The organism is Actinosynnema sp. CA-299493 (genome assembly GCF_050946825.1).
GTDB lineage: Bacteria > Actinomycetota > Actinomycetes > Mycobacteriales > Pseudonocardiaceae > Actinosynnema.
Map to the genome: position 1 here is coordinate 2,362,727 of NZ_CP191993.1, position 22,226 is coordinate 2,384,952.

Consider the following 22,226-nt stretch of genomic DNA (forward strand, 5'->3'; position numbering starts at 1 on the left):
AGCGGCTCAGCTGAACAACCTCGGCAACTCACCCCGCTGCGACGCCTGGAGCACCCGACCGATCCGCGCGCCCGGCGCGTCCGGCGCGAGCACCCGCACCAGGCCCGCCTGGTCGGCGGGCTGCTCGACCGTCGCGCCGGGCAACACCTCCGCCCAGTGCGCCGTCTCCAGGTTCGTCCGCACGACGTCCTTGAGCGCGTTGGGGTTCTCGTCGGGCACGCACACGACCTCGGTCCCCTCGCCCGCCGGGGTCGTGCGCACCCCCGCCGCCACCGGCAACCCGCTCTTCGGCTTGCTGATCAACGCGGCGGAGACGTCGCCGAGGCACCGCGCCAACTCGCCGATCATGGGGTCGTCGGCCAACGACTTGTCACCCGGCGGCTCGGTGACCCACTTCAGCGACTCACCGGCGGGGGAGCGGACCACCGAGCCCGCCTCCACCCGCACCTGCTGGAACCCGGTCACGATCCCGGCCTCCGCCAACGGCCCGTCCGGGTCGAGCTGGTCGTCCTCACCGGTCGTCCACACGCCCGAGCCGGCGCGCCGCGCGCCCAGCCCTTCGAACTTGGCGTCCACCACCGGCACGTCGACGTCCATCCGCAGCACCGCGACCCACCTCGGCGGCTGCCCGACCCGCAACGCCGTGGTGGCCTCACCCGGGTCGAACCCGACCAGGTCGGGCAGCACGCGGCGGTGACCGGCCAGGTCCGAGTACCCGTAGCCCTGGAGGCCGCGGAAGCGCTCGGCGTCCTCGGCGAGCAACGCCCGCACGGCCGCGACGTCCCCGTACTCCACCAGCACCGACGACTCGGCAGTGGCCCGCACGTCCGCCAGTGCGCCCAACAGCCCGGTCCGGGGCGGCGCTTGCGGCGTGTCGGCCTCGGCGACGCACCCGGCCCCGGCCAGCAGGACGGCGACCAACGCCACGCTCGCACGCTTGTTCACCGACCGAATGCTAGATCCGAACCTCCTTCGACACTCCCGTTTCCGCGAAGGCGGCCCAGCGAACCGAGGCTGCCCCACCAGCGTTGCGCACCTGACCAAGCAGCGTTGCGCGTCCGCACGACCAGCGTTCCGTGTCCGCCCGACCAGCGATCCGCGTCTGCCCAACCAAACGAACCGCGTCTGCCACCCGTGGTCCGCGTCTGCCCACCCGTGGTCGCCGCCGGGCCGGCCGTTTTATCCGGCTAACACGAGTAATGCGGTTCGGGTTGCGTCAGGTTGCACTCTTCGCCCGGTTGAGGGACCCACTGCTGCTGAGACGGACTGACGCGCCGCCGAGGTCGGGTGACGCCGAGACCGGGAGCGGTCATGGTGTCGGGGGGATTTCCACCGCGATCTCCTCGCCCAGTCGCGCCCCGCCCACCAGGCCCAGCTCGTCCCCGCTCCAGAACCGGCCCGGGTCGTACCAGTTCGCCCGACGACCGCCCGGCAGCAGCCCCATCTCCTCGTAGGTCACCGCCACCACCTCCGCGCAGTACGCCGTCTCCAACGTCGCGTCCGACGACTTGCGCAAGTTCGGCAACCGCCCGCGCAACCACCGACCGGCCAACCTCGCCGTGGACGGGAACGGCGTGCCGTTGAGCCGGGCCACCGTCCTCAGCACCGCGTCGTCCTCCTCTCGCGTCGTCGGCCGGTCGAGTTGCCGCAGCCACGCCCGCTGCCCGTACCTGCGCGCCCACACCAGCACCGCGTCGCGCAAGTCGTGCAGCTGCACACCCCGGTGGTGGGTGCCCGTCCACACGTCCGGCAGGGAGCGGCCCATCTCGGCGTGCCACATCAACGGCGGCAGGTCTTCGACGGCCACGGTCATGCCGACGTGGTTGACCGGGCTGTTCGTGGTCACCCGGATCGCCCGGTCGGCCACCGAGCTGCCCCGGAACAGCCACACGTCACCGGTGCGGGTGAGCTCGACCGCCTCGTCCAGACCGATCTTCGTTCCAGCCATCCCGGTAGCCTAGGCAGATGCGCTGGTGGAAGCTGCTCGGCCTGGCCGGTGTCGCGGGTGTCGCGGCGACCGGGGTGGTGGTCGCACGTGCGGAGCGCAAGCGCCGCGCCTACACGCCGGACGAGGTCCGCGCACGGCTGCACGCCCGGGTCGACCAGGCAGAAGATCAGGCAGAAGGTCAGGTAGAAGGCCAAGCAGAAAGCCAGGCAGAAGGCCAGGCGAAGAAACGGGCAGGAGGCGTGCGCGGAGCGGCGGGCAAGCCGAGGCGCCGACCAACGGCGGGTTGACCGAGCACGGTGACCGGGGCTGGGGTGACCACCATGCGATCCCCGCTCGCGGCCCTGCTGTGCGTGCTCGTCGTCCCGCCAGGTGGTCCGCGATCGGCGGGCAGACCACCAACCCGCACGTCCTCGACCGCAACCCGTGCGGCTCGTCGTCCGGCTCGGGCGCGGCGGTGGCGACGCCGGGGCCGACCGGGTCGTGCGGCAAGCGGTGGACGTGCTGCGGCGGTCCGGCGCGGTGGTGGTCGAGGTGGAGCTGCCGTACCAGTCCCAGGTCGAGGCCGCCGAGTTCCCGGCGCTGGTCACGGAGTTCAAGCACGACCTGGAGCGGTACCTGGCGACGCGGCCGGGCGTGCCGCGCACGGTGTCCGAGCTGATCGCGTTCAACGAGGCCGACCCGGTGGAGTTGGCCGAGTTCGGGCAGGAGCTGGTCATCGAGGCGGCGCAGGCGCCGCCGGTGACCGATCCGGTGTACGTCGAGCAGCGCCGGACCGCGACCGCGCTCGCCCGCCGTTCGATCGACGAGGTGCTGGCCGCGCACCGGCTGGACGTGATCATGGCGCCGACGAACGGGCCGGCGTGGTGGACCGAGTACGGCGACGGTGACGCCTTCGAGCTGGGGTCGTCGACGCCGGCGGCCGTGGCCGGCTACCCGAACGCGACCGTGCTGCGGTTCGCCGCCGCCTTCGAACAGGCGGCGCACGCGCGACGGACGCCGGGGTACCTGGCCTCGTCGACTCCCTGATCGGGCTACTTCACCGGTGCGACAAGCGTTCATGATGCGGCTCACCGCCCGCGGTGCGATGTTGGGTCCATGCGCGTGGCGGTGTTGGGAACGGGTCTGATGGGCGCCGGGATGGCGCGGAGCCTGCTGCGGTCCAAGGTGGACGTCGCGGTGTGGAACCGCGGCTTGGCCAAGGCGCGTCCACTGGCCGACGAGGGCGCGGTGGTCGCCGACGACCCGAAGGGCGCGGTCGTCGGCGCGGACGTCGTGCTGACGATGCTGTTCGACGCCGACGCGACCGCCGGGGTGATGGCCGAGGCGTTGCCGTCGGTCGAGCGCGGCGCGGTGTGGGCGCAGTGCGGCACGGTCGGCTTGGCCGGTGTCGACCACCTGGCGGAACTGGCCGCGGCCTACGGCGTGCCGTTCGTGGACGCGCCCGTCCTGGGCGCCCGCGCGCCCGCGGAGCAGGGGAAGCTGACCGTGCTGGCGGCCGGGCCGGTGGAGGTGCGGGAGTTCCTCGCGCCGGTGTTCGACGCCATCGCGCTGCGGACGGTGTGGGCGGGCGAACGGCCCGGGGACGGGCAGCGGCTCAAGTTGGCGGCCAACTCGTGGGTGCTGTCGATCACCGCCGCGACCGCGCAGGCCGTGGCGTTGACGCGGGGGTTGGGGTTGGACCCCGACGCGTTCCTGGAGGCGATCGCCGGTGGTCCGGTGGACAGCACTTACGCGCAGGTCAAGGGCCGGGCGATGATCGACGGTGAGTTCTCGGCGTCGTTCGGGGTCGACGGCGCGGTCAAGGACGGCGAGCTGATCGTGGCGGCGATGGCGGCGGCGGGCACGGACGACCGGCTGATGCGGGTGCTGACCGAGCACTACCGGGTGGCGGCGGGCCGGGTGGGCAACGGGGCGGACCTGGCGTCGGTGATCGCGGCGTTCGGCTCCTGAGCGACCCGGCGGGGGTGCTGACGGCGGTAGGGCCGTCAGCACCCCCGCCTGCGCCCGTGATGCTAGGACTTCGGGTTGAGGGTCCAGTCCGACTTCATGGCGTTGATCATCGGCCAGTTGGCGTTGGACTGGATCTCCAAGCCGCTGCCCTTCTTCGTCATGGTGGAACTCTCGTTCTCGTTCTCTCCGTTGGCGTTGAACGCGAACGGGCCGATTCGAACCGTCGCGTTCGCTTCCCAATGGGTGTACAGGAAATTCGACACGGCTTCACCCAGGTCCAGCTTGATCGTCGGTCGGTAGCCGACGATCAAGCCGGTGTAGAGCCGGCTCAGCGCGCCGCCGGGGCCGAAGAAGTAGTTCTTGTCGCCGTCCTTGAAAGCCGAATAGCCCGTGGCGTAGGGGCCGCGACCGTAGGTCGTGATGTCCGTGCCGGCGTACCAGCCGTCGGGGGACACCGTCACCGTGGTCAGATCCTGGTAGGTCACCTCGACCGAATAGTTCTCGGATACCTCGTTCCACTTGATGGACTGGTAATTGCCCTGCACGTCCACGGCGTAGCCGAAGTCCTGCCAGGTCACCTTGCCGCCGAACTCGTAGGCGTCCGAGTCGTACTTCGTGGAGCTGTAGTCGAATTTGATCGTAGCCTTGTTCCCCTTGGTGGCATCATGGCCGTAGTTGGTGTCGGTGATGGTGTTCACGTGCTGGATGGCCGCCAGCGGGTTGGTGGCCCAGGTGCGGAGGACTACGTCCTTGTTCGTGATCGGGTTCCAGACGGTGACCTTGTACGACGGGTCGTTGTACCGTTTCTTGATGTCCTTGACCGGCGTCTGGAGGCGGTCCAGGTACTCGTCGATCGTGTCCTGCTGGTTTTCGAGCTCTTTGCGCGCCTCCTTGATTGCCGCGTTGTAGCTGTAGCCGTCGTCGGTGGACAGCCACACCGCGAAAGTGGCGGTGCTGCCGGAATTGATCCAAGCGGCCTTCCCGGTGTTCAGCGCGCGGTTGTACTTGCCCTCCAGGGTCTTGAGCTCGGCTTGGAGGCGCTGGTAGTGCTCGTCGCCCTGCGTGTCGCCGATGGCCAGCTTGGTGTACCAGTTCTTGAACCCGGTGGAGAAGCCCGACTGGGCGGACGCCGGTGATTCCTTCGCGTTCTGCAGCGGTAGGGCCGGCACGACGTCGAGGGCCGCCCACTGCTCGTAGGGATAAGTCCCCTCGACCCAGTCCTTGCCGCCCCAGTCCCAGGGCGTGAACGGGTAGACGACCTGCAGCGCCTCGCTGCCGGTCAGGCTCACCGTGTCCGTGATCGCCTTCATGAACTGCCGCCAGAGCTTCTCCTGGAACTGCACGTCCTGAGTGGGTCGCTCCTGCAATTGCGTCATGGTTTTTCCACTCTTTCCTATTGATGCGAGCTGTTCATTCACCATCCCTGGCGGGCCGTGCGCGTGCAACTGCCGGTGGCGGGTTCACTCGGACGGGAATCAAACGTTCGCGACGATCACCGACGGCATTACTCGTGGTGTTCGGGCTGCCGGTGCGCCGGAGTTCTTTCGTGAGGTGTCACTCGGTCGGGCTCGCCGGGTCCGGCGCGGCGCGGCCGGTGGTCCTTCGGTGGACCCGGCCTGTCCGAAGTCGGCAGGTGAGGGTTACCGTCGAACCGGGTACCAGTCGGTGACGGGTGCCGGTCGGTGGTGGAGGTGGTGGGGTGGGGTCCGGTGGGTTGATCGCCGCCGCCGCGCTGGCCGGTGTGGTCGCCGCCGGGGCGGGTGGGCTCGCGGCGCCCGACGACCCCGACGAGGTCTGGCGCGACACCGGGCTCCGGGTCGTCGACCGGGCGACCCGGGCCGACGAGGAGTGCGCGTCCCACTCGTTCGGGCAGGTGCAGGAGCTGCTGAAGGCCGTGCCCTGCGTGGCGCTCGACCGGATGCTGTTCACCGTCACCGACGACAAGGGCGGGACGGCGGTCGTGTTCGTCGCCTGGATCGAGTTCGACGACCGGGACGAGGCCCGCGAGTTCAAACGGCTCGAAGACGTCCACGGCACCGGTGACCTCACCCCGCTGTCGGGGTCGTTGTTGCAGATCAAGGACGTCCCGTTCACCGCGCACAACTACGACTCCACCGTGGTCGACGGCGTCACGGTGGTGATCGCCGAGGCGGAGAACGTCGCCGGTGGCTTCACCGCCGAGTACCTGGACGACATCGCGGGCGTCGCGGTCCTCACACCCCGGCCCTGACCCGTTCCCCGTCCGTCGACCCCCCGAGCGGGGGATACTCCGCACGCGCCCGTGGCCGGACCCCGGGACCCGGTCGGTGCGCGGATGATCGGCAGAATGGGCGGCGATGGAGGCGCGAGTGATCCGGTGGGGCGTGCTGGTCGGCATGGTGGTGGCCCTGGTCGCCGCTCTCGCCGCCGCACCCGCCGAGCAGGGCGCGACGATCCGGCCCGTGGCCGAGTGCGCGGACCTGGTGGGCGACTTCGAGATCCCCGGCACGCGTGCGCACGTGACGCAGGCGGAAGCGGTGGCGAGGGGTCGCGAGGCCGCTCATTGCGCCGTGCTCGGTTACGTCGAGCCGGAGGTCCGGTTCCAGCTGAAGCTGCCGACCACCACCTACACCGGCCGCTACCTCCAGCACGGCTGCGGCGGGTTCTGCGGCGAGCTCGTGTCGCCCTCGTTCCCCGACTGCGGCCCGGAGGTCGGCGGTGTCGCGGTCGCCACCACGGACGACGGGCACGTCGGGCGGGGCGCGGTGAGGTCGGCCGACGGCAGGCCCGCCGCCGCGAACCAGGCCGCCCGCGACGACTTCGCGTTCCGCGCGCCGCACGTGGTGTCGATGGCCGCCAAGCGGGTCATCGAGGACTTCTACGGCGACCCGCCCGCGTTCTCCTACTTCGCCGGCTGCTCCAACGGCGGTCGGGAAGGGCTGCTGCTGGCCCAGCGCTACCCGCACGACTTCGACGGCGTCATCGCCGGCGCGCCCGCCAACTACCAGAGCCCGCTCGTGCTCTACCAGGCGTGGCTGGCCCGCACGAACACCGGCGCGGACGGCCTGCCGGTCCTCACCACCGACCTGCTGCCCCTGCTGCACGACGCCGTGATGCGGCACTGCGACCGCATCGACGGCCTGGTGGACGACCAGATCGACGACCCGCGCCGGTGCGACTACGACCCCGCGCCGCTGAAGTGCGCCGACACCGGCGGCAAGTGCCTCACGGCCCGGCAGCTCGACGTGGTCCGCAAGCTGTACGCGGGCCCGAAGGACCCCGACGGCAGGCGGCTCTACCCGGCCGGGCAGGAACGCGGCTCCGAGCTGGCCTGGTCGGACTGGATCACGCCGACCACCGACGCCCGCGCCGCCACGTTCTCCGCCCTGCTCGCGGACAACTTCCTCAAGCACATGGGCTTCCCGGTCGGCTCGCCCGGCTCGTCGCTGGCCGACGTCGAGTTCACCGCCGAGCAGCTCGCCCTGCTCAACGTCGAAGGCGTGCGCGGCAACGCGATGAGCCTCGACCTGGACGAGTTCCGCGACGCGGGCGGCAAGCTGATCCTCTGGCACGGCTGGAGCGACCAGGGCGTCCCGCCGCGCGCCCTGCTGGACTACTACGAACGGCTGGCGCGGCGCGACGGCGACCTCCGCTCGTGGGCCAGGGTGTTCATGGTCCCCGGCCTGCACCACTGCGGTGGCGGTGGCGCGGTGACCACGTTCGACCCGATCCGCGAGCTGCTGGCCTGGGTGGAGCGGGGCGTCGCGCCGGACCGGGTGGTCGCCACGGGCCGGGCCGGCGACGCGGTCCGCACCCGGCCGGTGTTCCCTTACCCGCTGACCGCCCGCTACGACGGCACCGGCAGCATCGACGACGCGGCGAACTTCGTGGCCGCCCCGCCGGCGGGGCCGACCCGTGACGCGGTCGACTGGGTGGGCGTCTACCTGCACGAAAAGCCTGGTCCAGCCGCTCCCTGACGCCCGCGCCGGCCAAGCAGTCCGGACGTCCGTGTTTTGAAACCGCACGATCGGGCTACCCGAACCGTGCCGGGGTGCTGGCGCAGGCAGGGAACAGCGGGGCGGGGACGGTGGTGCGCGATGGACTGGGAACTCGATGACGACAGCGCGGTGCGCGCGTTGCTGGGCTACGTCTCGGCGGTGACGCGGGCGCTCGGCCTCAGCGGCGAGTGCTCCTGCGTGCAGGCCGACGGCACCCGCCTCAACGCCTACCTCGCGCTCGACGGCCACCTGCCCGGCTTCGCCGACCGGGACGTGGCGCTGCTGTGGGACGAGGGCCGCGGCTGGTCGGTCGCGGTGGAGGCCGACAGCGTCGAACCGCCGTTCGTGCTGGCCAGGCTGCGCGGCCCGATTCGACCGGACCCCGCCGCCGTGGCCCGCTGGGTCGACGGGCTCGGCCTCGTGCTCGGCGACAACGAGCTGCTCGCCGCGAGCTGAGCGACCGTGAGCCGAGCAGCCCGGAGCCGGCCGGCTTCGTGCTAAGGCAGCACCGGGCCGAGGGTGGCCTGCGCCTCGTCGAGGAGCGCCCGCACGCCCTGGAAGAAGCCGCCGGCGCTGTGCAGCGCCTTGTGGAACTGCTCGGCCTTCTCGTCCGACGCGCTGGTGAACACCAGCATCTCGGTCAGCTCCAGCCGCCGGTTCACCGACGCGACCGCCGTGCGCCACCGGTGCAGCAGGTCGATCAGGTCGGCGTCGCGGTGCGGGCTGAGCGCCCCCGACGACAACGCCGCGTCCACCGCCGACTGCACCAGCCTCGGGTACACCCGCCGGCCGGGTGAGCTCGACGCGCTGAACGCCTCGCCGTCCAGCGTCTCCCGGTTGCGCGCCATCTCCAGCCGGATCGACCCGAGCGCCTGGTTGCGCTGCTCGCGCTGCGCCGCCCACCGCTCGGCGAAGATGCCGGTGATGCCCGCGAGCAGCGCGAACGAGTTCACCGCCGGCTCCCACCGGTCGCCGGGCGGTGACACCGCGAACCAGGTCACGCCCAGCGCCACCGCCACCGCGAGCGCGCCGAACGTGAGCGCCGTGATCGCGATCCGGGTCATCGGCGGTCAGTTCCCCAGATGACGTTGGCCACGTCGTCGTCGGCCCTCGGCGCGGGCACCGGCTCACCGGGGGCGAGCAGCAGCAGGTCCATGCCGAAGCCCTGCGACGAGCGCGGCACGCCGAAGTCGGAGTGCGTGCCGGTGACCTTGCGCATCCCGGCCTCGCGCACGATCCCGTCCAACGCCTTGCGCGCGTACTTGCGGGTCAGGTACAGGCGGATGGTGTCCCGGTCGGGGAACGGCACCCGGTTCCGGTCGGGCAGCATCATCATGATGTCGCCGCCGGTCTGGTTCTGGTAGACGACCTTCACCTTCAACGCCCGGTCGCCCTCGACCGCGCCGCGGAACTGCACCGCGTCCACGTTGATCGTCAGGTCGGTGTTGTGCAGCAGCGCGCTGGTCACGAACTCGCGGTAGGCCCGGCTGCGGGCGTACTCCTCGACCGCGTCCTGCGCCAGGTCGTCGTCCAACGCCTCGGTGGTGGCGACCTCCAGCAGGAACAGGTCCTGCGGCCGGGCCAGCGCGGTGAGGTTCGCGAGCAGCTCGCCGTCCTGGTCGAAGTTCGCCAGCGTGTTGCCCAGCAGCGAGTACAGCACCGGCTCGTCGCCGACCAGCCGGTGGACCAGCTCGCGCAGCTCGGCCAGGTTGTCGGGGATGGAGAAGTCGAGCTGCACCGGCACCACGCGGTGCCCGCGCAGGCCGACGCGGTGCGTGGCCTCCTGCGTGCCGAGCCGCAGCATCTCCGAGCTCATGTCGACCGGCACGTAGAGCAGGCCGGGGTTGCGCTCCAGCAGGTGCTCCAGGATCAGCCGGTCCTTGTGGCCGGTGCCGACGCCGAAGCTGACGTGGTGGAACCCCTCGCCGATCCGGCCGCGCACCCGGCCCCAGCGGCGGGTGAACGAGTCCAGGCTCTGCTTCATCACCAGGTAGAACGGGTCCGCGCAGGCGTGCGCCCAGGCGATCGTCGGCCCGATGCCCCAGTAGGCGTAGCCGGAGGTGATCTGCTTGCCGTCGCCGCTGGTCGACGGCTTGTTGATCAGGTCGCTGGTCAGGGCGGCCAGCTTGTCCCGCTGGTCCTCGCCGACGAGCACCAGCGACCAGGCGAAGTCCGACTCGTCGATGGCCCTGGCCAGGTCGCCGACCAGCCGCCCGTCGCTCGCCGTCACTCGGCCTCCTCCGCTGTGGTCCGCACCGCGGAGCCTACCGATCACCACCGACGGTCACGCGACTTTCGCCACCGCGGGCTCGGCGCGTCGTCGGTCGACCCGGCCCGGCCCGGCTCGCGCGGACCCGGTCGACCCGGCCCACCGCCGCCGGTTTTCCCGCGCCACCAACGAGAACGGGGCCGCGGGCGGTTGCCCACGGCCCCGTCGGGGGAAAGCTGCCGCGCCTCACCGGCCCACCGGCTGGAGGACGCGGCCCGACGCGGTCAGGTGTTCCCAGGTCCGGCCGCGCTGGCTGGGCGGCGCTTCACCGTCAGCCGTGCACGTCGGGTACACCAGGCCGTAGGGGACGGGTTGGTGGAAGAGGTCTCCGCTGCGGACGTCGATCAGGTCCCGCGACTGCGCCATCACAGCCTCCCGTCGCGGAAGGGGAAGAGGGAGGTGCCCATGGTCCTGCTCCTCGTCGAACCGGGTTGGGGTCCTTCGGATACCCGTTGAGCTGCACTGATATGCCCGGTTCGTTGCGACGTAAGGGTGAAGTGGCCGGTCGCGCTCAGTGCCGGTGGCGCGCGACCTCCTGCTCGGCGTCGTCGGCGGGCGGGATGCCCCGGTCGACCTGGTCGGCGTGGAAGAGCGCTTGCGCCAGCAGAGTTCTCACGTGGTCGTTGGCGGCGGAGTAGTAGACGAACGTGCCCTCGCGGCGGCCCTTCACCAGACCGGCGAGGCGCAGCTTGGCCAGGTGCTGGCTCACCGCGGTCGGCGCGGCGCCCGCCAGCTCGGCGAGGCAGGCCACCGAGGACTCGCCCTGCAACAACGCCCACAGCACCTTGATCCGGGTCGGGTCGGCGAGCAGGCGGAACGACTCGGCGGCCAGGTGGACCTGCTCGTCGTTGGGCATGTCGAAGTCCGACAACGCGGTGTGCATGGAGGACAGTCTACTTGCTTGCGTATCTGCGTGAATGCGCAGGTATGCTGGCAACGGCGCACTCGGAGATCGACGAAAGGCGGACCGGTGACCGGCAGAACGCACGGACATGGCCACGGGCACGGGCACGGCCACCGCTCGGCGGACCGCGTGGACACCGCCCTGGAGAGCAGCGAGCGGGGGATGCGGGCGGAGCCGGCGATCGGGGTGGACGCGGGGCTGAGCGTCGAGCAGGGCCACCGCATCGCGCACGAGGTCGAGCACCACCTCAAGCGCGCCGTCCCCACGCCTGACCGCCGTCACCGTGCACACCGAGCCCGCCGACGCGGAGGTCGGACTGCCGCCGGCGCACTGAGTCGGGGACCTGGAGCACCGGCTGACTCCATCTGCTGAACCAGGTCCGACCAGCGAACCCGTCCCGGGCCTGCGCCGACCACCCGCCCGCCCGGGGCCGATCGACCGCATGCTCCTCTGTGGACGGTCCGGGGCCACCGGGCGCCGCGTTCGGCCGGTGGGCCGCGTGCGGACGGCCGAAGGTTCGAGTGAAACAGCCGATCGGACGTTGTCGGCACGTTACGCGCGCCCTACGGTCGGATCACGTCCGATCGACGGCAACCCCCTTGGAGGCCTGCGGTGTCGCGGAAACAGGTTGGCGCCGTGGTCGGCGCGCTCTTGCTCACCGGTTCCACCTTCTTCGCGGTCCCCGTCACGGCGAGCGCCGTCGACGACCGGCCGACCGCCGTGGTGTCGCTCGGCGACAGCGCGATGTCCGGCGAGGGCGCCGGGTCCTACGAGCCGGGCACCGCGGGCGAGAACGGCAACTGGTGCCACCGCTCCACCCAGGCCATGGTCCACCGCACCCGGTTGGCCGACCGCACGATCAACCTGGCCTGCTCCGGCGCGGACTCGGCGAACGTGTCGCTGGCCGACACCGTGCACTACACCGAGGGTTCGCAGGCGCGGCGGCTGATCGACATCGCCCGCCAGTACCGCGTCACCACCGTGGTCGTGCAGGTCGGCGCGAACGACGACGTGCGGTTCGCCGACACCATGGTCGACTGCGTGGCCGCGTGGGCGAACCCGTTCGGCTCGAGCTGCCGTTCCACGCTGGAACGCGAGTGGTCCGGCCGGCTGGCCGCGATGGCGCCCAAGGTGGAGAACGCCCTGCGCGACGTCCGCTCCGCGATGGCCCAGGCCGGTTACGCCGACGCCGCCTACAACCTGGTCCTCACCTCGTACGCCTCGCCGGTGACCGAGAAGATGGACCGCTACCTGCACGGCCCGCAGGGCTGCCCGCTGCGCCTGGCAGACGCGGGCTACGGCCGCACGACCGCCGTGCCGCAGCTGTCCGAGGCGCTGCGCGGCGTGGCCACCCGGTCCGGCGTGAAGTTCCTCGACTTCTCCCGCGCCACGGAGAACCGCGAGGCGTGCAGCAAGGGCGAGAGCTCCGCGGGCGAGTGGCAGCGTAGGCTGACCGTCGACCCGTACGCGCTGGTGACCGGCGGCCTGGACGCCATCGGCCTGCACCTGGCCCAGCAGTCGTTCCACCCGAACGCCGCCGGCCACGAGCAGCTCGGCCGCTGCCTCACCGAGTTCGTCGGCGGCGGCACGGGCTCGGCCCGCTGCCTCGCCGGCGCCGACGGCAACCTGCACGCGGTCGCATAACACCCTGAGCACCGGAAACCGCTCTCGTCCCGGTCGGGGTGAGAGCGGTTTCCCGTTGGCACGCAACCCCGATGATCCCGCCCGCGTCTCATGGGTAAATTGGCGAGACCGGACAGGGGAATCGCTTTGGGGGGACCGGTGTCCACATCTGCCTTCGTCCGCGTGTGCGGACTGGCCGCGGCGGTGCTCGCCGCGGCCTCGTGCACGTCGACCGGAGCCGAGCCGGTCAACCCGGAGCTCGCGCCGCGCGGCACCGTGCAGACCACGGCCACGCCGACCAGGCAGGACCTGACCAACAAGGTCAGCCTGACCGGCAAGGTCACCATGAACCCGCTGTTCGGGATCGTGGCGCCGGTCGCGGGCCAGGTGCGCTACTGGACCGTGGCGGAACCGACCGCCACGCCGACCAGGCCGACCCGGATCGCCACGGTGTGGACCGACGGCCAACCCACCAACGTCGACGTGCCCGCCGGCTCCACGTTCGGCGGACGCCTGGTCGACGACCGCGCCACGGTCACCGCGGGCATGCCGATCGCGTCGGCGAAGCACGCGGGCTACGGCATCGTCGCCGAGGTCGACGGCGAGCAGGCCTACCGGATCTCCGACGCCGCGCAGGGCACCGTGCAGGCGCAGATCAAGAACGGCCCCGGCCCGTTCCCGTGCACCCTGCTCGGCACGATCGCGGCACTGCCCGTCGGCACCGTGCCCGCGCCGCCGCCCGCGCAGCCGGACCCCGACGACAGCGGCACCACCGGCGCCGACACCCCCGCGCCGCCTCCCCGGCAGCAGGAGCCGGACAACTCCTCCGAGCCGACCGGGCTGCGCCTGGTGTGCACCGCGCCCGCCGACGTCAAGATGGTCAACGGGGCCGCCGCCACCCTCGAACTGGTCACCGCGTCCGCGCAGAACGCGCTGGTCGTGCCGGTCGAGGCGGTCGCGGGCGGCCAGGGCAAGGGCAAGGTCGACGTGGTCGGCGCCGACGGCGCCAAGGTGACCACCGACGTCGTGCTCGGCCTCACCGACGGCAAGGTCGTGGAGATCAAGTCGGGCCTCACGGGCGAGGAGACGCTGGCCGTGCCCGGACCGAACCTGCCGCCAGGCGAGGTCGCCGGCCAGGTCGAGCCGGGGGCGGGGCGCAAGTGACCACGCCACCCCCGTTCACGCCGCCCCCACCCGTGCCACCTCCGCCCGTGCCACCCGCGCTGGTGCCGCCACCGCCCGCCTCGTCGTTCTCCCCACCGCTCTCCCCACCTCTCTCCTCGCCGCCGCTGATCCACCTCACCGGCCTCACCAAGACCCTCAAGGGCCAGGACGAGCCGCGCGCCATCCTCGCGGGCGTCGACCTCACCGTGCACGCGGGCGACAGCGTCGCCATCCTCGGCCGCTCCGGCTCCGGCAAGAGCACGCTGCTCAGCCTCATCGGCCTGTTCGACCGGCCAGACGGCGGCCAGTACCTGTTGGGCGACCGGGACATCACGAAGATCCCCGAACGCAAGGCCGCCGCGTTGCGCAGCGCCGAGTTCGGGTTCGTGTTCCAGCGCTTCTTCCTGCTCAAGCACCTCACGGCGGCGCAGAACGTGGCCATGGCGCTGGTCAACGGCCAGGGCTGGCTGCCCAGGCGCAAGCGCAAGGCCAAGGTGCTGGCGGCGTTGGACCGCGTCGGCATCGGCCACCTGGCCAAGCACAAGCCGCCCCGGCTGTCCGGTGGCGAGCAGCAACGCGTCGCGATCGCCCGCGCCCTGGTGCGCGAGCCCCGGATCCTGCTGGCCGACGAGCCGACCGGCGCGCTGGACACGGAGACCGGCAACCTCGTCGTGGAAGTCCTGCGCCAGGCCACCGACGTGGGCTGCGGGCTGGTGCTCGTCACCCACGACCACGACCACGCCGCGAAGATGGGCCGGGTGCTGCACCTGTCCGACGGCCTGCTGCGCCCGGCCGGACAGCGGGTGGTCGCGTGATCAGGCTGTCGGGCAGGCTCCGGGCGTCGCTGATCATCGGCGGCCAGGGCATCCGGGCGCGCAAGCTGCGCACGTTCCTGTCGATGGTCAGCCTGTTCCTCGGCGTGCTCGCCGTGGTCGTGGTGCAGGCGGGCGCGGAGATCGCGAACCGGGCCATGCTCGCCGACGTCGAGCTGAACCAGGGCAAGGACGGCACCCGGCAGATGTACCTGTCGCCGGAGGGGCAGACCGTGCCGGTGGCGTTGGAGGTCCTCCGGGGCCGCACCGACGCGGTCGCCATGACCAGCGCGCGGGCGATCATCGGCGAACCCGGCGTGAAGCCGATCAACGAGGGCGGCGGTCCGATCGACCAGCCCGGCGGCGGCGCGCGGATGACGTGCGACGAGTCCGGCTGCCGCCCGCTCGACGACGGCGACGCGAACTCGCCCCGGGGTCAGGCGATCGAGCTGCAACTCGTCGGGCTGACGGGCGACATCCGCCAGTTCCGGCCGTTCCGCCCGTCGCAGGGCCAGTGGCTCGACTTCGGCGGCGCGCCGTCGCTGGCGCCGAGGCTCGTGCTCAACCAGGAGGCGGCGAAGGCCTTCAGCCGCTACCAGGTGCCGGCGGAGATGAGGGTCGACGGCGCGACCGCCAACCCCACGCCCCGGTTCGTCGGCGTGATCGACGACGGCGGCTACGAGCCGACCGCCTACGTGCGGGTCGACGAGCTGCTGAACTGGCTGCCGGTGACCGGCATGAGCGACAGCCGGTCCGGCCCCGGGTTGCAGGTGCTCATGACGCCGACGGCGGTCGAGGTGGAGCACGTCCTGCGGGCCAGGCTGGTCGCGGCGGGCACACCCGCGGACAGCATCCACGTGAACACGGTCGAGACGCTGGAGCGGATGTCCACCGAGCTGGCGCTGATGCGCTGGATCTTCCTCGGCATGGCGGCGCTGGTGCTGATGATCGGCGTGGCGGGCATCCTCAACGTCGGCCTGGCCACCGTGGGCGAGCGCATCGAGGAGTTCGCGCTGCGCCGGGCCGTCGGCACGCCCCGGCTGCTGCTGGCGGGCATCGTGCTGGCCGAGACGCTGCTGACCGGTCTGCTCACGGCGGCGTTGGCGATCGGCGCGGGCGTCATGGGGCTGAAGCTGGCACTGGTGGTGTTCGGCTCGCGGTTCCCCGCGCTGGAGGGCACGGCGTTCCCGTGGCAGGCGGGCGTGGCCGGGGTGATCGCGGGCCTGGTGGCCGGCGTCCTCGGCGGCCTCGTCCCGGCGCTGCGCGCGGCGCGGATCCCCATCTCCACCGTCATGCGGGCCTAGGCGCGGCGGCCGGGGCACGGCGGTCGGCGGTTCAGGGGCGCACACCCTGACGTGTCGCCGACTGGCCGTGCCCCACCGCGAAGAAGTCGGGGCACGTCACCGATCTCGCACAATGCGGAAGTTGCCCGACCGCGCATTCCCGGGATAGGCTCGCACTCGTGACTGCCGGGTCGGCCTTGGGCCACGAGCGAGAGAGTCACCCGGCCACGGTTTGACCGCCGGGTGGGCCAGAGGCCCGCCGCGCACCGGAATTCCCGGGTTTCCGCGCACGTGGTTCCGCACACGTCGCCGCGACGCACCCGGTTCCTCCTCACACCAGCACATCAGCGCACTGACGCGTGCCTGCCCGCGTGCACACGCACGCGCGCACGCGCCTTCGCGCGCACTTGTGCCGCACACGTGACATCGCGCGGGACCGCTGTGCCCGCGCGCCTCCACAAAACCTTCACCGAAAACCACGGCGCAATTCACCCGTGGTGATCCGGTCATGCCCAAAATCAGGAGACGAACCGCAGATGGATTTCAACCAGCAGGTGATCGACGAGTTCCGCGCCAACGCGGGCAACGTCGGCGGACCCTTCGAAGGAGGCAGGCTCATCCTGCTGACCACCACCGGCGCGCGGACCGGCGCACGCCACACGAACCCCGTCGGCTACCTGCCGGACGGCGACCGGATCGTCGTCGTCGCGTCCGCCGGCGGCTCGCCACGCCACCCCGACTGGTTCCACAACCTCGTGGCGAACCCCGTCGTGCAGGTGGAGGACGGGGTCTTCACCTACGACGCCGAGGCCACCGTCCTGGACGGCCAGGAACGCGACGAGCTGTGGGCGCGGGCGGTCGAGTCCGACCCGGGTTGGGCCGACTACCAGGCCAAGACGTCCCGGCGGATCCCCGTGGTCGCGCTCGCGCAGGTCTCCGGCGGCCCGCCGAACGCGTCGAGCTGGGGCGCGGCGCTCAAGCTCGTGCACGGCGCGTTCCGCCGGGAGCTCGCCACCATCCGGCGGGAGGTCGCCAGGTCGGCACCGGTGCTGGGCGTGCAGCTCAAGGTCAACTGCCTGACCGCGTGCCAGGGCCTGAGCTTCCACCACACGTCCGAGGACAGCGGCATGTTCCCGATGCTGCGGGACCGGTTCCCGGAGCTCGCGCCGACCCTCGACCGGCTGGCCGAGGAGCACGGCAGCATCGCCGCGTTGCTGGCGCGGCTGCAGGAGACCCTCGAACGCGGCGACGCGGAGACCCTGCGCGCGGACGTCGACAAGGTGATCGGCGAGCTGGAGGCCCACCTGACCTACGAGGAGGAGCAGCTGATCCCCTTCCTCGACGTCTGACCGGGCTTCACCGCCGGGGCCGGCCCCCGTCGGGTTGAATGCCCGTGTTCCTGAACTCAGGTTTTCCGCAACTCAAGTTTCCATCGAGCAAGGAGATGTCCGTGGGTAGAGCAAGGGGCTTGGGGGCCCTGTTCGCCTCGTTGGTCGTCGTGGCGACCGCGGTGAGCGCGACAGGAGGAGCCACCGCTGCGCCGTCGGCGCGTGCCACGCTGGACCCGGCGGTGGTCGCGGAGTCCGTGCGGTACCTCGTCGACAGCTACGGCGTCAGCGAGCGGGAGGCGCTGCGCCGGCTCGAACTCCAGCAGGAGTCGGTGCGCTTGGACGGCGTGCTGCGCCAGGAGAACCCGGCCGAGTACGGCGGCATGTGGCTCGACCAGACGTCCGGCGAGCTGGTGGTGGCCCTGACCGACCCGGCCTCCGCGGACCGGCGCCTGGCGGAGTTGCCCGACCGGGCGCGCGTGCGGACGCGAGCCGTGCGGCACTCGTTGGCCGACCTGACCGCCGCCAAGGACCGGATCGCCGCGAAGGTGGGCGCCGGGGCCGACGCGGTGTACCTGCCCGCGGTCGACGAGCGCGCCAACGAGGTCGTCCTGTGGGAGCGCTCTTGGGTCGCGCGGGAGAAGGCCGCCGTGGCGCCGGACGTCGCTGCCGCCGTCACCCGGGAAGGTGACGCGGCACGACGGGCCGTGGCCGAGGAGCCCGGCGTGTCCGGCCTGACCGTGCGGACCGAGGTGCTGCCCAAGCCGAACCCGCTCGCGGCCACCTACCCCGACCAGGGCGCCTGCCACCCGCTCGCGTGCGTGAACTACGGGCCGATGCGCGGTGGTCTGCGGCTGGACATGAAGCGGGACGACAACACCTGGGGCGGCTGCACGGCCGGCTTCAACCTGCGCTCCACCGGTGGCGGCCACCCCGGCAAGGCGTGGGTGCTGACCGCGGGGCACTGCATGGCGACCAAGACCAACAACACGCCGACGCAGCACAACGGCGTGCCCGTGCTCCAGCAGCACGGCATCGAGCGGAACGCCTACCCGTACGACTACGCGGCTCTGCTGTACGTCGACACGCCGACCCGCGAAACGTGGCTGGAGAACCACACGGGCCGCAACCGCGTCCTCAAGTTCTGCCGCAACGGCGGCACGGACAGCAACGCCGACACGCCGTGCGGCACGCAGGCCACGTCGGCCGACGAGTACATCACGGGGACCCGCACCCTGGCCCAGGTCAAGGCGGGCTGGGTGGTGTGCGCGACCGGCTCCGGCTCCAACGCGGTCGACGACCCGGGCGCGATCGACAGCGGAGCCGGCCGGGGCTACCTCGTGGGCACCCGCTGCGGGCGCGTCCTGTCCACCGACGTCGGCATCAACACCGACCTCTGCGCCCGCCCGGGCGACAGCGGCGGTCCGCTCTTCAGCCAGGTCGACCACACCGCGTTGGGCATCCTGGAGGGCAACCAGCAGTCCCGCCAGGGCGCCTGCGTCTCCGGCGAGCTGAACAACTACGTGCCGATCGACACCATCCTGACCGACATCCACACCCGCTACGCGAGCCTGCGGTCGACCTTCTCGGTGATCACCACCCCGAACGGCTGACCTCCCGCACCCGCCCGCCTCCTCCGCCTCTCCCGACGCTGAGGAGGCGGGCACCCGCCGGCCGCCCGTGACGGTGCCAGAGGTGTCCGTTGTGGACGGTGAGAGGCGACTGGTCGCCGGAGAGGCCGACCGGGGCTCAGTAGTGGCGGATGCCCTTCGACAGCGTCCGCGCCCACGGCGCGTCGACGTCGTCCGCGTGCGTCGCCATCACCAAGTGGCACAGCATTCCCGTGGCGAAGAACTGCTGCACCTGCTCCTCGCTGCCGCCCGACACCCCGCGCACGTACTCCACCGTCCGCGCCACCCCGCGCTGGAAGACCTCGCGCACGGACGGCTCGGAGATCGCCGCGCACTGGGCGTGCATCTGCACCAGCAGGAGCGTGCTCTCCTCGGAGATCAGGTGCGCGTAGGCGTCGCCCATCGCGGACAGGACGTCCTCCGGCGTGCTCCCCCTGGCCTGGGCCACCCCGTCCGCGAACCGTTCCCTGACCCGCGCGAAGCTGTGCTCCACCACGGCCAGGAACAGGGTCTCCTTGTCCGGGAACAACCGGTAGACGTAGGCCTGGGAGATGCCGGCCGACTTCGCGACCTCGCCGGTGGTGGTGCCGTAGTAACCGCGGGCGGCGAACGCGCCGATGGCGGTGCGCAGGACCGTCTCGCGACGCTCCTCGGCGGTCGACAGTCGACGTTCGCTCGCTGCGGCTGGCACGGGTGTAATCAACCACTCACACCTGGCGGAAGTCAAGTCGGTCCACGCGTCGGCGCACGTTAAGGTCGCCCCTATGTCCCGTGGTGCGTTAGTGCTGATCTTCCTGCTGACCGCGTGCACGTCGTCACCCCCGTTCGCCGCACCGTCCAGCAGCAGCCGGCCCACCACGACGCCAACGACGACCACCACCACCGCAACGACCACCACCGCAACGACCGCAGCGACCACCACCACCCGGTTCACGCCCCTACCCGCCGGCAACCCGAACGGCGGCGTGGCGGTGCCTCCCGAGGCCGCGGCCGTGGACACGGCGAACCCCACCCGGGTGATCGGCAACGGCACGCCGGCCAGTTGCACGCCCCAAGCCGTGGTCGCGGCCGTGGCGGCCGGCGGGGTCATCACGTTCGAGTGCGGCCCGGAGCCGGTCACCATCACCATGACCGTGACCGCGCAGGTCCGCAACGACGCCGCCCCCGACGTCGTGCTGGACGGCGGGGGACTGGTCACGCTCAGCGGCGCGGGACAGCGGCGGATCCTCTACCAGAACACGTGCGACGAGGCGTTGGGCATCACGACGTCCCACTGCCAGGACCAGGACCACCCCCGGCTGACCATCCAGAACCTCACGCTGGCGGACGGGAACTCGGCCGGCGCGGCGGAGGGAGGTGGCGCGGTGTTCGTGCGCGGCGGTCGGGTGAAGGTGGTGAACTCGGCGTTCCTGCGCAACCGGTGCGGCGCGACCGGGCCGGACCTCGGTGGTGCGGGGCTGCGCGTGCTCAGCCAGTCGGGGGGACGGCCGGTGTTCGTGGTCGGCAGCACGTTCGACGGCGGCACGTGCGCCAACGGCGGCGCGTTGAGCGGCATCGGCGTGTCCTGGGTCGTGCTGAACAGCCTGCTGCGCAACAACTCCGCCACCGGCAGCGGCGCGAACCCGGCCCGCCCCGGCACCCCGGGCGGCGGCAGCGGCGGCGCGATCTACGCGGACGGCAACGCGTTCACCGTCCGCATCGCCGGCAGCGTCGTGGAGGACAACAGGGCGAACGAGGGCGGCGGTGCGGTCTTCTTCGTCAGCAACGACCGCTCCGGCACGTTGGCGGTCGAGTCCTCCACGCTGCGCCGCAACCCGAGCGCCGGCTTCGAGACGCCGGGCTACCGGGGCATCTTCTTCCTCGGCGCGGCCGACCCGACCGTCACCGCGTCCACCATCCAGTAGCGCGGCAGAACCACGCCCTACCACGGAGCGCACCGCGAGAACTCCCGTCGATCGACGGATTGTGAGCAGGCCGTCCGCCGCGCACGATGAGTCGCCGGCAGAGGGGCCGGCTGGATAGTTCCCTGCGATCTCGACGTCCGGCCACCCTGCGAGCACGATCCCGGCCGGGCGCGGGAAGGATCAACCGTGCGCGACACCGTGAGAAGGACGCTTGCCCTCGGTGTGGGCATCGTCGCCGCCCTGGCCGCTTTCGGGGGCCAGGCGGTCGCCGCCCCACCAGTGCCGGACACCGGCACCCCCACGCCCATGGTCGTCGGCGGCACCCAGGCCGCCAAGGGCGAGTTCCCCTGGATGGTCCGCCTGTCCATGGGCTGCGGCGGCTCGATGCTGACGGATCAGCTGGTGCTGACGGCGGCGCACTGCGTCAGCCGCACCGGCAACAACACCTCCATCACCGCCACCTACGGCGTGGCGGACCTCCAGGACACCACCCGCGTCACCCGCACGTCCACCTACGTGCACCGCTCGGCCACCTACGACACGGCCACCGGCGGCGACTGGGCGATCATCAAGCTGGCCGGCCCGATCACCGGCGCGGCGCTGCTGCCCATCGCCACCGCCGCCACCTACAACACCGGCGTGTTCACCGTGGCCGGCTGGGGCGCGACGCGTGAGAACGGCGGCCAGTCCCGCTACCTGCTCAAGGCGAACGTCGACTACATCGACGACACCACGTGCAAGAACTCCGACCCGTACTACGCGGACCTGATCCCGGCCGCCGAGCTGTGCGCGGGCAAGCTCGCGGGCGGCGTCGACACCTGCCAGGGCGACTCGGGCGGCCCCATGTTCCGCCGCGACAACAACGGCGCGTGGGTCCAGGTCGGCATCGTCAGCCACGGCAACGGGTGCGCGCGGGCGGACAACCCGGGCGTCTACACCGAGGTGAGCACGTTCGCGGCGGCCATCAACCAGGCGGCGGCCAACCTCGGCGGCACGCCGCAGCCCCCCGGCAAGGTCTTCGAGAACCTCGACAACGTCGCCATCCCCGACGCGGGCGCGGCGGTCTACAGCAACGTCACCGTCAGCGGCGTCACGGGCAACGCGCCGTCCACCCTCAAGGTCGGCGTGGACGTCAAGCACACCTACAGCGGTGACCTGGTGATCGACCTGGTCGCGCCGGACGGCTCCACCTACCGGGTGAAGAGCTCCAGCAACTCCAGCACGCCCGACGTGGTCGCCACCTACACCGTGAACGCCTCGTCCGAGGTCGCCAACGGCACGTGGCGGCTCAAGGTGCAGGACGTCTACAGCCAGGACACCGGTTACGTGGACGCCTGGCGGCTCACCTTCTGACCCACCCGACGACCGCGCGCCGAGCCTCTCGGCGCGCGGTCCGCCATCCGCGTGCCAGAAGATCCGGCCAGGTCCGCACA

The 22,226-nt window shown here is 71.8% G+C and carries 22 protein-coding genes and 1 pseudogene; 15 read left to right on the forward strand and 8 right to left on the reverse strand.

Annotated features, from left to right (window positions below):
• Positions 1–6 precede the first annotated feature (6 nt).
• Positions 7–945, reverse strand: a complete 939-nt coding sequence (locus ACQPYE_RS11355) for a hypothetical protein (protein WP_498721062.1) — start codon at positions 943–945, stop codon at positions 7–9.
• Positions 946–1,309: 364 nt separating this feature from the next.
• On the reverse strand, positions 1,310–1,948 hold the full coding sequence (locus tag ACQPYE_RS11360) for a hypothetical protein (RefSeq protein WP_498721063.1): 639 nt from the start codon (positions 1,946–1,948) through the stop codon (positions 1,310–1,312).
• A gap of 17 nt (positions 1,949–1,965) precedes the next feature.
• Here ACQPYE_RS11360 and ACQPYE_RS11365 point away from each other — a divergent pair, with 17 nt between their 5' ends.
• From ACQPYE_RS11365 to ACQPYE_RS11375, 3 genes are all read left to right on the forward strand, one after another.
• Positions 1,966–2,235: a hypothetical protein gene (locus ACQPYE_RS11365; protein ID WP_498721064.1), complete on the forward strand. Its 270-nt coding sequence runs from the start codon at positions 1,966–1,968 to the stop codon at positions 2,233–2,235.
• A gap of 136 nt (positions 2,236–2,371) precedes the next feature.
• Positions 2,372–2,974, forward strand: a complete 603-nt coding sequence (locus ACQPYE_RS11370; protein ID WP_498721065.1) for an amidase family protein — start codon at positions 2,372–2,374, stop codon at positions 2,972–2,974.
• A gap of 69 nt (positions 2,975–3,043) precedes the next feature.
• On the forward strand, positions 3,044–3,898 hold the full coding sequence (locus ACQPYE_RS11375; protein WP_498721066.1) for an NAD(P)-dependent oxidoreductase: 855 nt from the start codon (positions 3,044–3,046) through the stop codon (positions 3,896–3,898).
• Between the two features lie 62 nt (positions 3,899–3,960).
• On the opposite strand, the gene ACQPYE_RS11380 is transcribed toward ACQPYE_RS11375, so the two are convergent.
• Positions 3,961–5,274, reverse strand: a complete 1,314-nt coding sequence (locus ACQPYE_RS11380; protein ID WP_498721067.1) for a flagellar basal-body rod protein FlgG — start codon at positions 5,272–5,274, stop codon at positions 3,961–3,963.
• Between the two features lie 323 nt (positions 5,275–5,597).
• Here ACQPYE_RS11380 and ACQPYE_RS11385 point away from each other — a divergent pair, with 323 nt between their 5' ends.
• The 3 genes from ACQPYE_RS11385 (at position 5,598) to ACQPYE_RS11395 (ending at position 8,331) form a co-directional block, all read left to right on the forward strand.
• Positions 5,598–6,128, forward strand: a complete 531-nt coding sequence (locus ACQPYE_RS11385; RefSeq protein WP_498721068.1) for a hypothetical protein — start codon at positions 5,598–5,600, stop codon at positions 6,126–6,128.
• Between the two features lie 106 nt (positions 6,129–6,234).
• Positions 6,235–7,854 (forward strand): tannase/feruloyl esterase family alpha/beta hydrolase, encoded by a 1,620-nt coding sequence (locus tag ACQPYE_RS11390; protein ID WP_498721069.1) that lies wholly within the window; start codon positions 6,235–6,237, stop codon positions 7,852–7,854.
• A 120-nt stretch (positions 7,855–7,974) separates the two neighbouring features.
• Positions 7,975–8,331 carry a DUF6292 family protein gene (locus ACQPYE_RS11395; protein ID WP_498721070.1) on the forward strand — a complete coding sequence of 119 codons (357 nt, stop codon included), beginning with the start codon at positions 7,975–7,977 and terminating at the stop codon, positions 8,329–8,331.
• A gap of 41 nt (positions 8,332–8,372) precedes the next feature.
• Here the strand turns inward: ACQPYE_RS11395 and ACQPYE_RS11400 are convergent, their stop codons facing one another.
• The 4 genes from ACQPYE_RS11400 to ACQPYE_RS11415 all read right to left on the reverse strand — a co-directional run bounded on the left by ACQPYE_RS11400 (position 8,373) and on the right by ACQPYE_RS11415 (position 11,027).
• On the reverse strand, positions 8,373–8,939 hold the full coding sequence (locus ACQPYE_RS11400) for a hypothetical protein (protein ID WP_498721071.1): 567 nt from the start codon (positions 8,937–8,939) through the stop codon (positions 8,373–8,375).
• Positions 8,936–10,105, reverse strand: a complete 1,170-nt coding sequence (locus ACQPYE_RS11405; RefSeq protein ID WP_498721072.1) for an L-histidine N(alpha)-methyltransferase — start codon at positions 10,103–10,105, stop codon at positions 8,936–8,938. The genes ACQPYE_RS11400 and ACQPYE_RS11405 overlap by 4 nt, the downstream gene beginning before the upstream one ends.
• A 225-nt stretch (positions 10,106–10,330) precedes the next feature.
• Positions 10,331–10,510 (reverse strand): hypothetical protein, encoded by a 180-nt coding sequence (locus ACQPYE_RS11410; RefSeq protein ID WP_498721073.1) that lies wholly within the window; start codon positions 10,508–10,510, stop codon positions 10,331–10,333.
• A gap of 145 nt (positions 10,511–10,655) precedes the next feature.
• Complete coding sequence (locus tag ACQPYE_RS11415) at positions 10,656–11,027, reverse strand: ArsR/SmtB family transcription factor (RefSeq protein ID WP_498721074.1); 372 nt, start codon at positions 11,025–11,027, stop codon at positions 10,656–10,658.
• A gap of 657 nt (positions 11,028–11,684) precedes the next feature.
• Between ACQPYE_RS11415 and ACQPYE_RS11420 the strand changes: the two genes are divergently transcribed.
• The 6 genes from ACQPYE_RS11420 to ACQPYE_RS11445 all read left to right on the forward strand — a co-directional run bounded on the left by ACQPYE_RS11420 (position 11,685) and on the right by ACQPYE_RS11445 (position 18,871).
• Positions 11,685–12,692, forward strand: a complete 1,008-nt coding sequence (locus ACQPYE_RS11420) for a GDSL-type esterase/lipase family protein (protein ID WP_498721075.1) — start codon at positions 11,685–11,687, stop codon at positions 12,690–12,692.
• Between the two features lie 138 nt (positions 12,693–12,830).
• Entirely contained in the window at positions 12,831–13,835 is a 1,005-nt protein-coding gene (locus tag ACQPYE_RS11425; protein ID WP_498721076.1) for an efflux RND transporter periplasmic adaptor subunit, read from the forward strand.
• A 125-nt stretch (positions 13,836–13,960) separates the two neighbouring features.
• Positions 13,961–14,650: an ABC transporter ATP-binding protein gene (locus ACQPYE_RS11430; protein ID WP_498722882.1), complete on the forward strand. Its 690-nt coding sequence runs from the start codon at positions 13,961–13,963 to the stop codon at positions 14,648–14,650.
• Positions 14,647–15,951, forward strand: a complete 1,305-nt coding sequence (locus ACQPYE_RS11435) for an ABC transporter permease (RefSeq protein ID WP_498721077.1) — start codon at positions 14,647–14,649, stop codon at positions 15,949–15,951. Before ACQPYE_RS11430 ends, ACQPYE_RS11435 begins: the two co-directional genes overlap by 4 nt.
• Positions 15,952–16,466: 515 nt before the next feature.
• On the forward strand, positions 16,467–17,279 hold the full coding sequence (locus ACQPYE_RS11440) for a nitroreductase/quinone reductase family protein (protein ID WP_498721078.1): 813 nt from the start codon (positions 16,467–16,469) through the stop codon (positions 17,277–17,279).
• Between the two features lie 95 nt (positions 17,280–17,374).
• Complete coding sequence (locus ACQPYE_RS11445) at positions 17,375–18,871, forward strand: chymotrypsin family serine protease (RefSeq protein WP_498721079.1); 1,497 nt, start codon at positions 17,375–17,377, stop codon at positions 18,869–18,871.
• A gap of 136 nt (positions 18,872–19,007) precedes the next feature.
• Here ACQPYE_RS11445 and ACQPYE_RS11450 read toward each other — a convergent pair whose 3' ends face one another.
• Positions 19,008–19,580, reverse strand: a complete 573-nt coding sequence (locus tag ACQPYE_RS11450; RefSeq protein WP_498721080.1) for a TetR/AcrR family transcriptional regulator — start codon at positions 19,578–19,580, stop codon at positions 19,008–19,010.
• Between the two features lie 91 nt (positions 19,581–19,671).
• Between ACQPYE_RS11450 and ACQPYE_RS11455 the strand changes: the two genes are divergently transcribed.
• From ACQPYE_RS11455 to ACQPYE_RS11465, 3 genes and pseudogenes are all read left to right on the forward strand, one after another.
• A complete protein-coding gene (locus ACQPYE_RS11455) occupies positions 19,672–20,793 on the forward strand; it encodes a hypothetical protein (RefSeq protein WP_498721081.1) in 1,122 nt (373 codons plus the stop codon).
• Positions 20,794–20,979: 186 nt separating this feature from the next.
• Positions 20,980–21,780 (forward strand): annotated as a pseudogene (locus ACQPYE_RS11460) (S1 family peptidase); the annotation flags it as partial.
• 54 nt (positions 21,781–21,834) lie between these two features.
• Positions 21,835–22,146 carry a proprotein convertase P-domain-containing protein gene (locus ACQPYE_RS11465; RefSeq protein WP_498722883.1) on the forward strand — a complete coding sequence of 104 codons (312 nt, stop codon included), beginning with the start codon at positions 21,835–21,837 and terminating at the stop codon, positions 22,144–22,146.
• Positions 22,147–22,226: the final 80 nt, after the last annotated feature.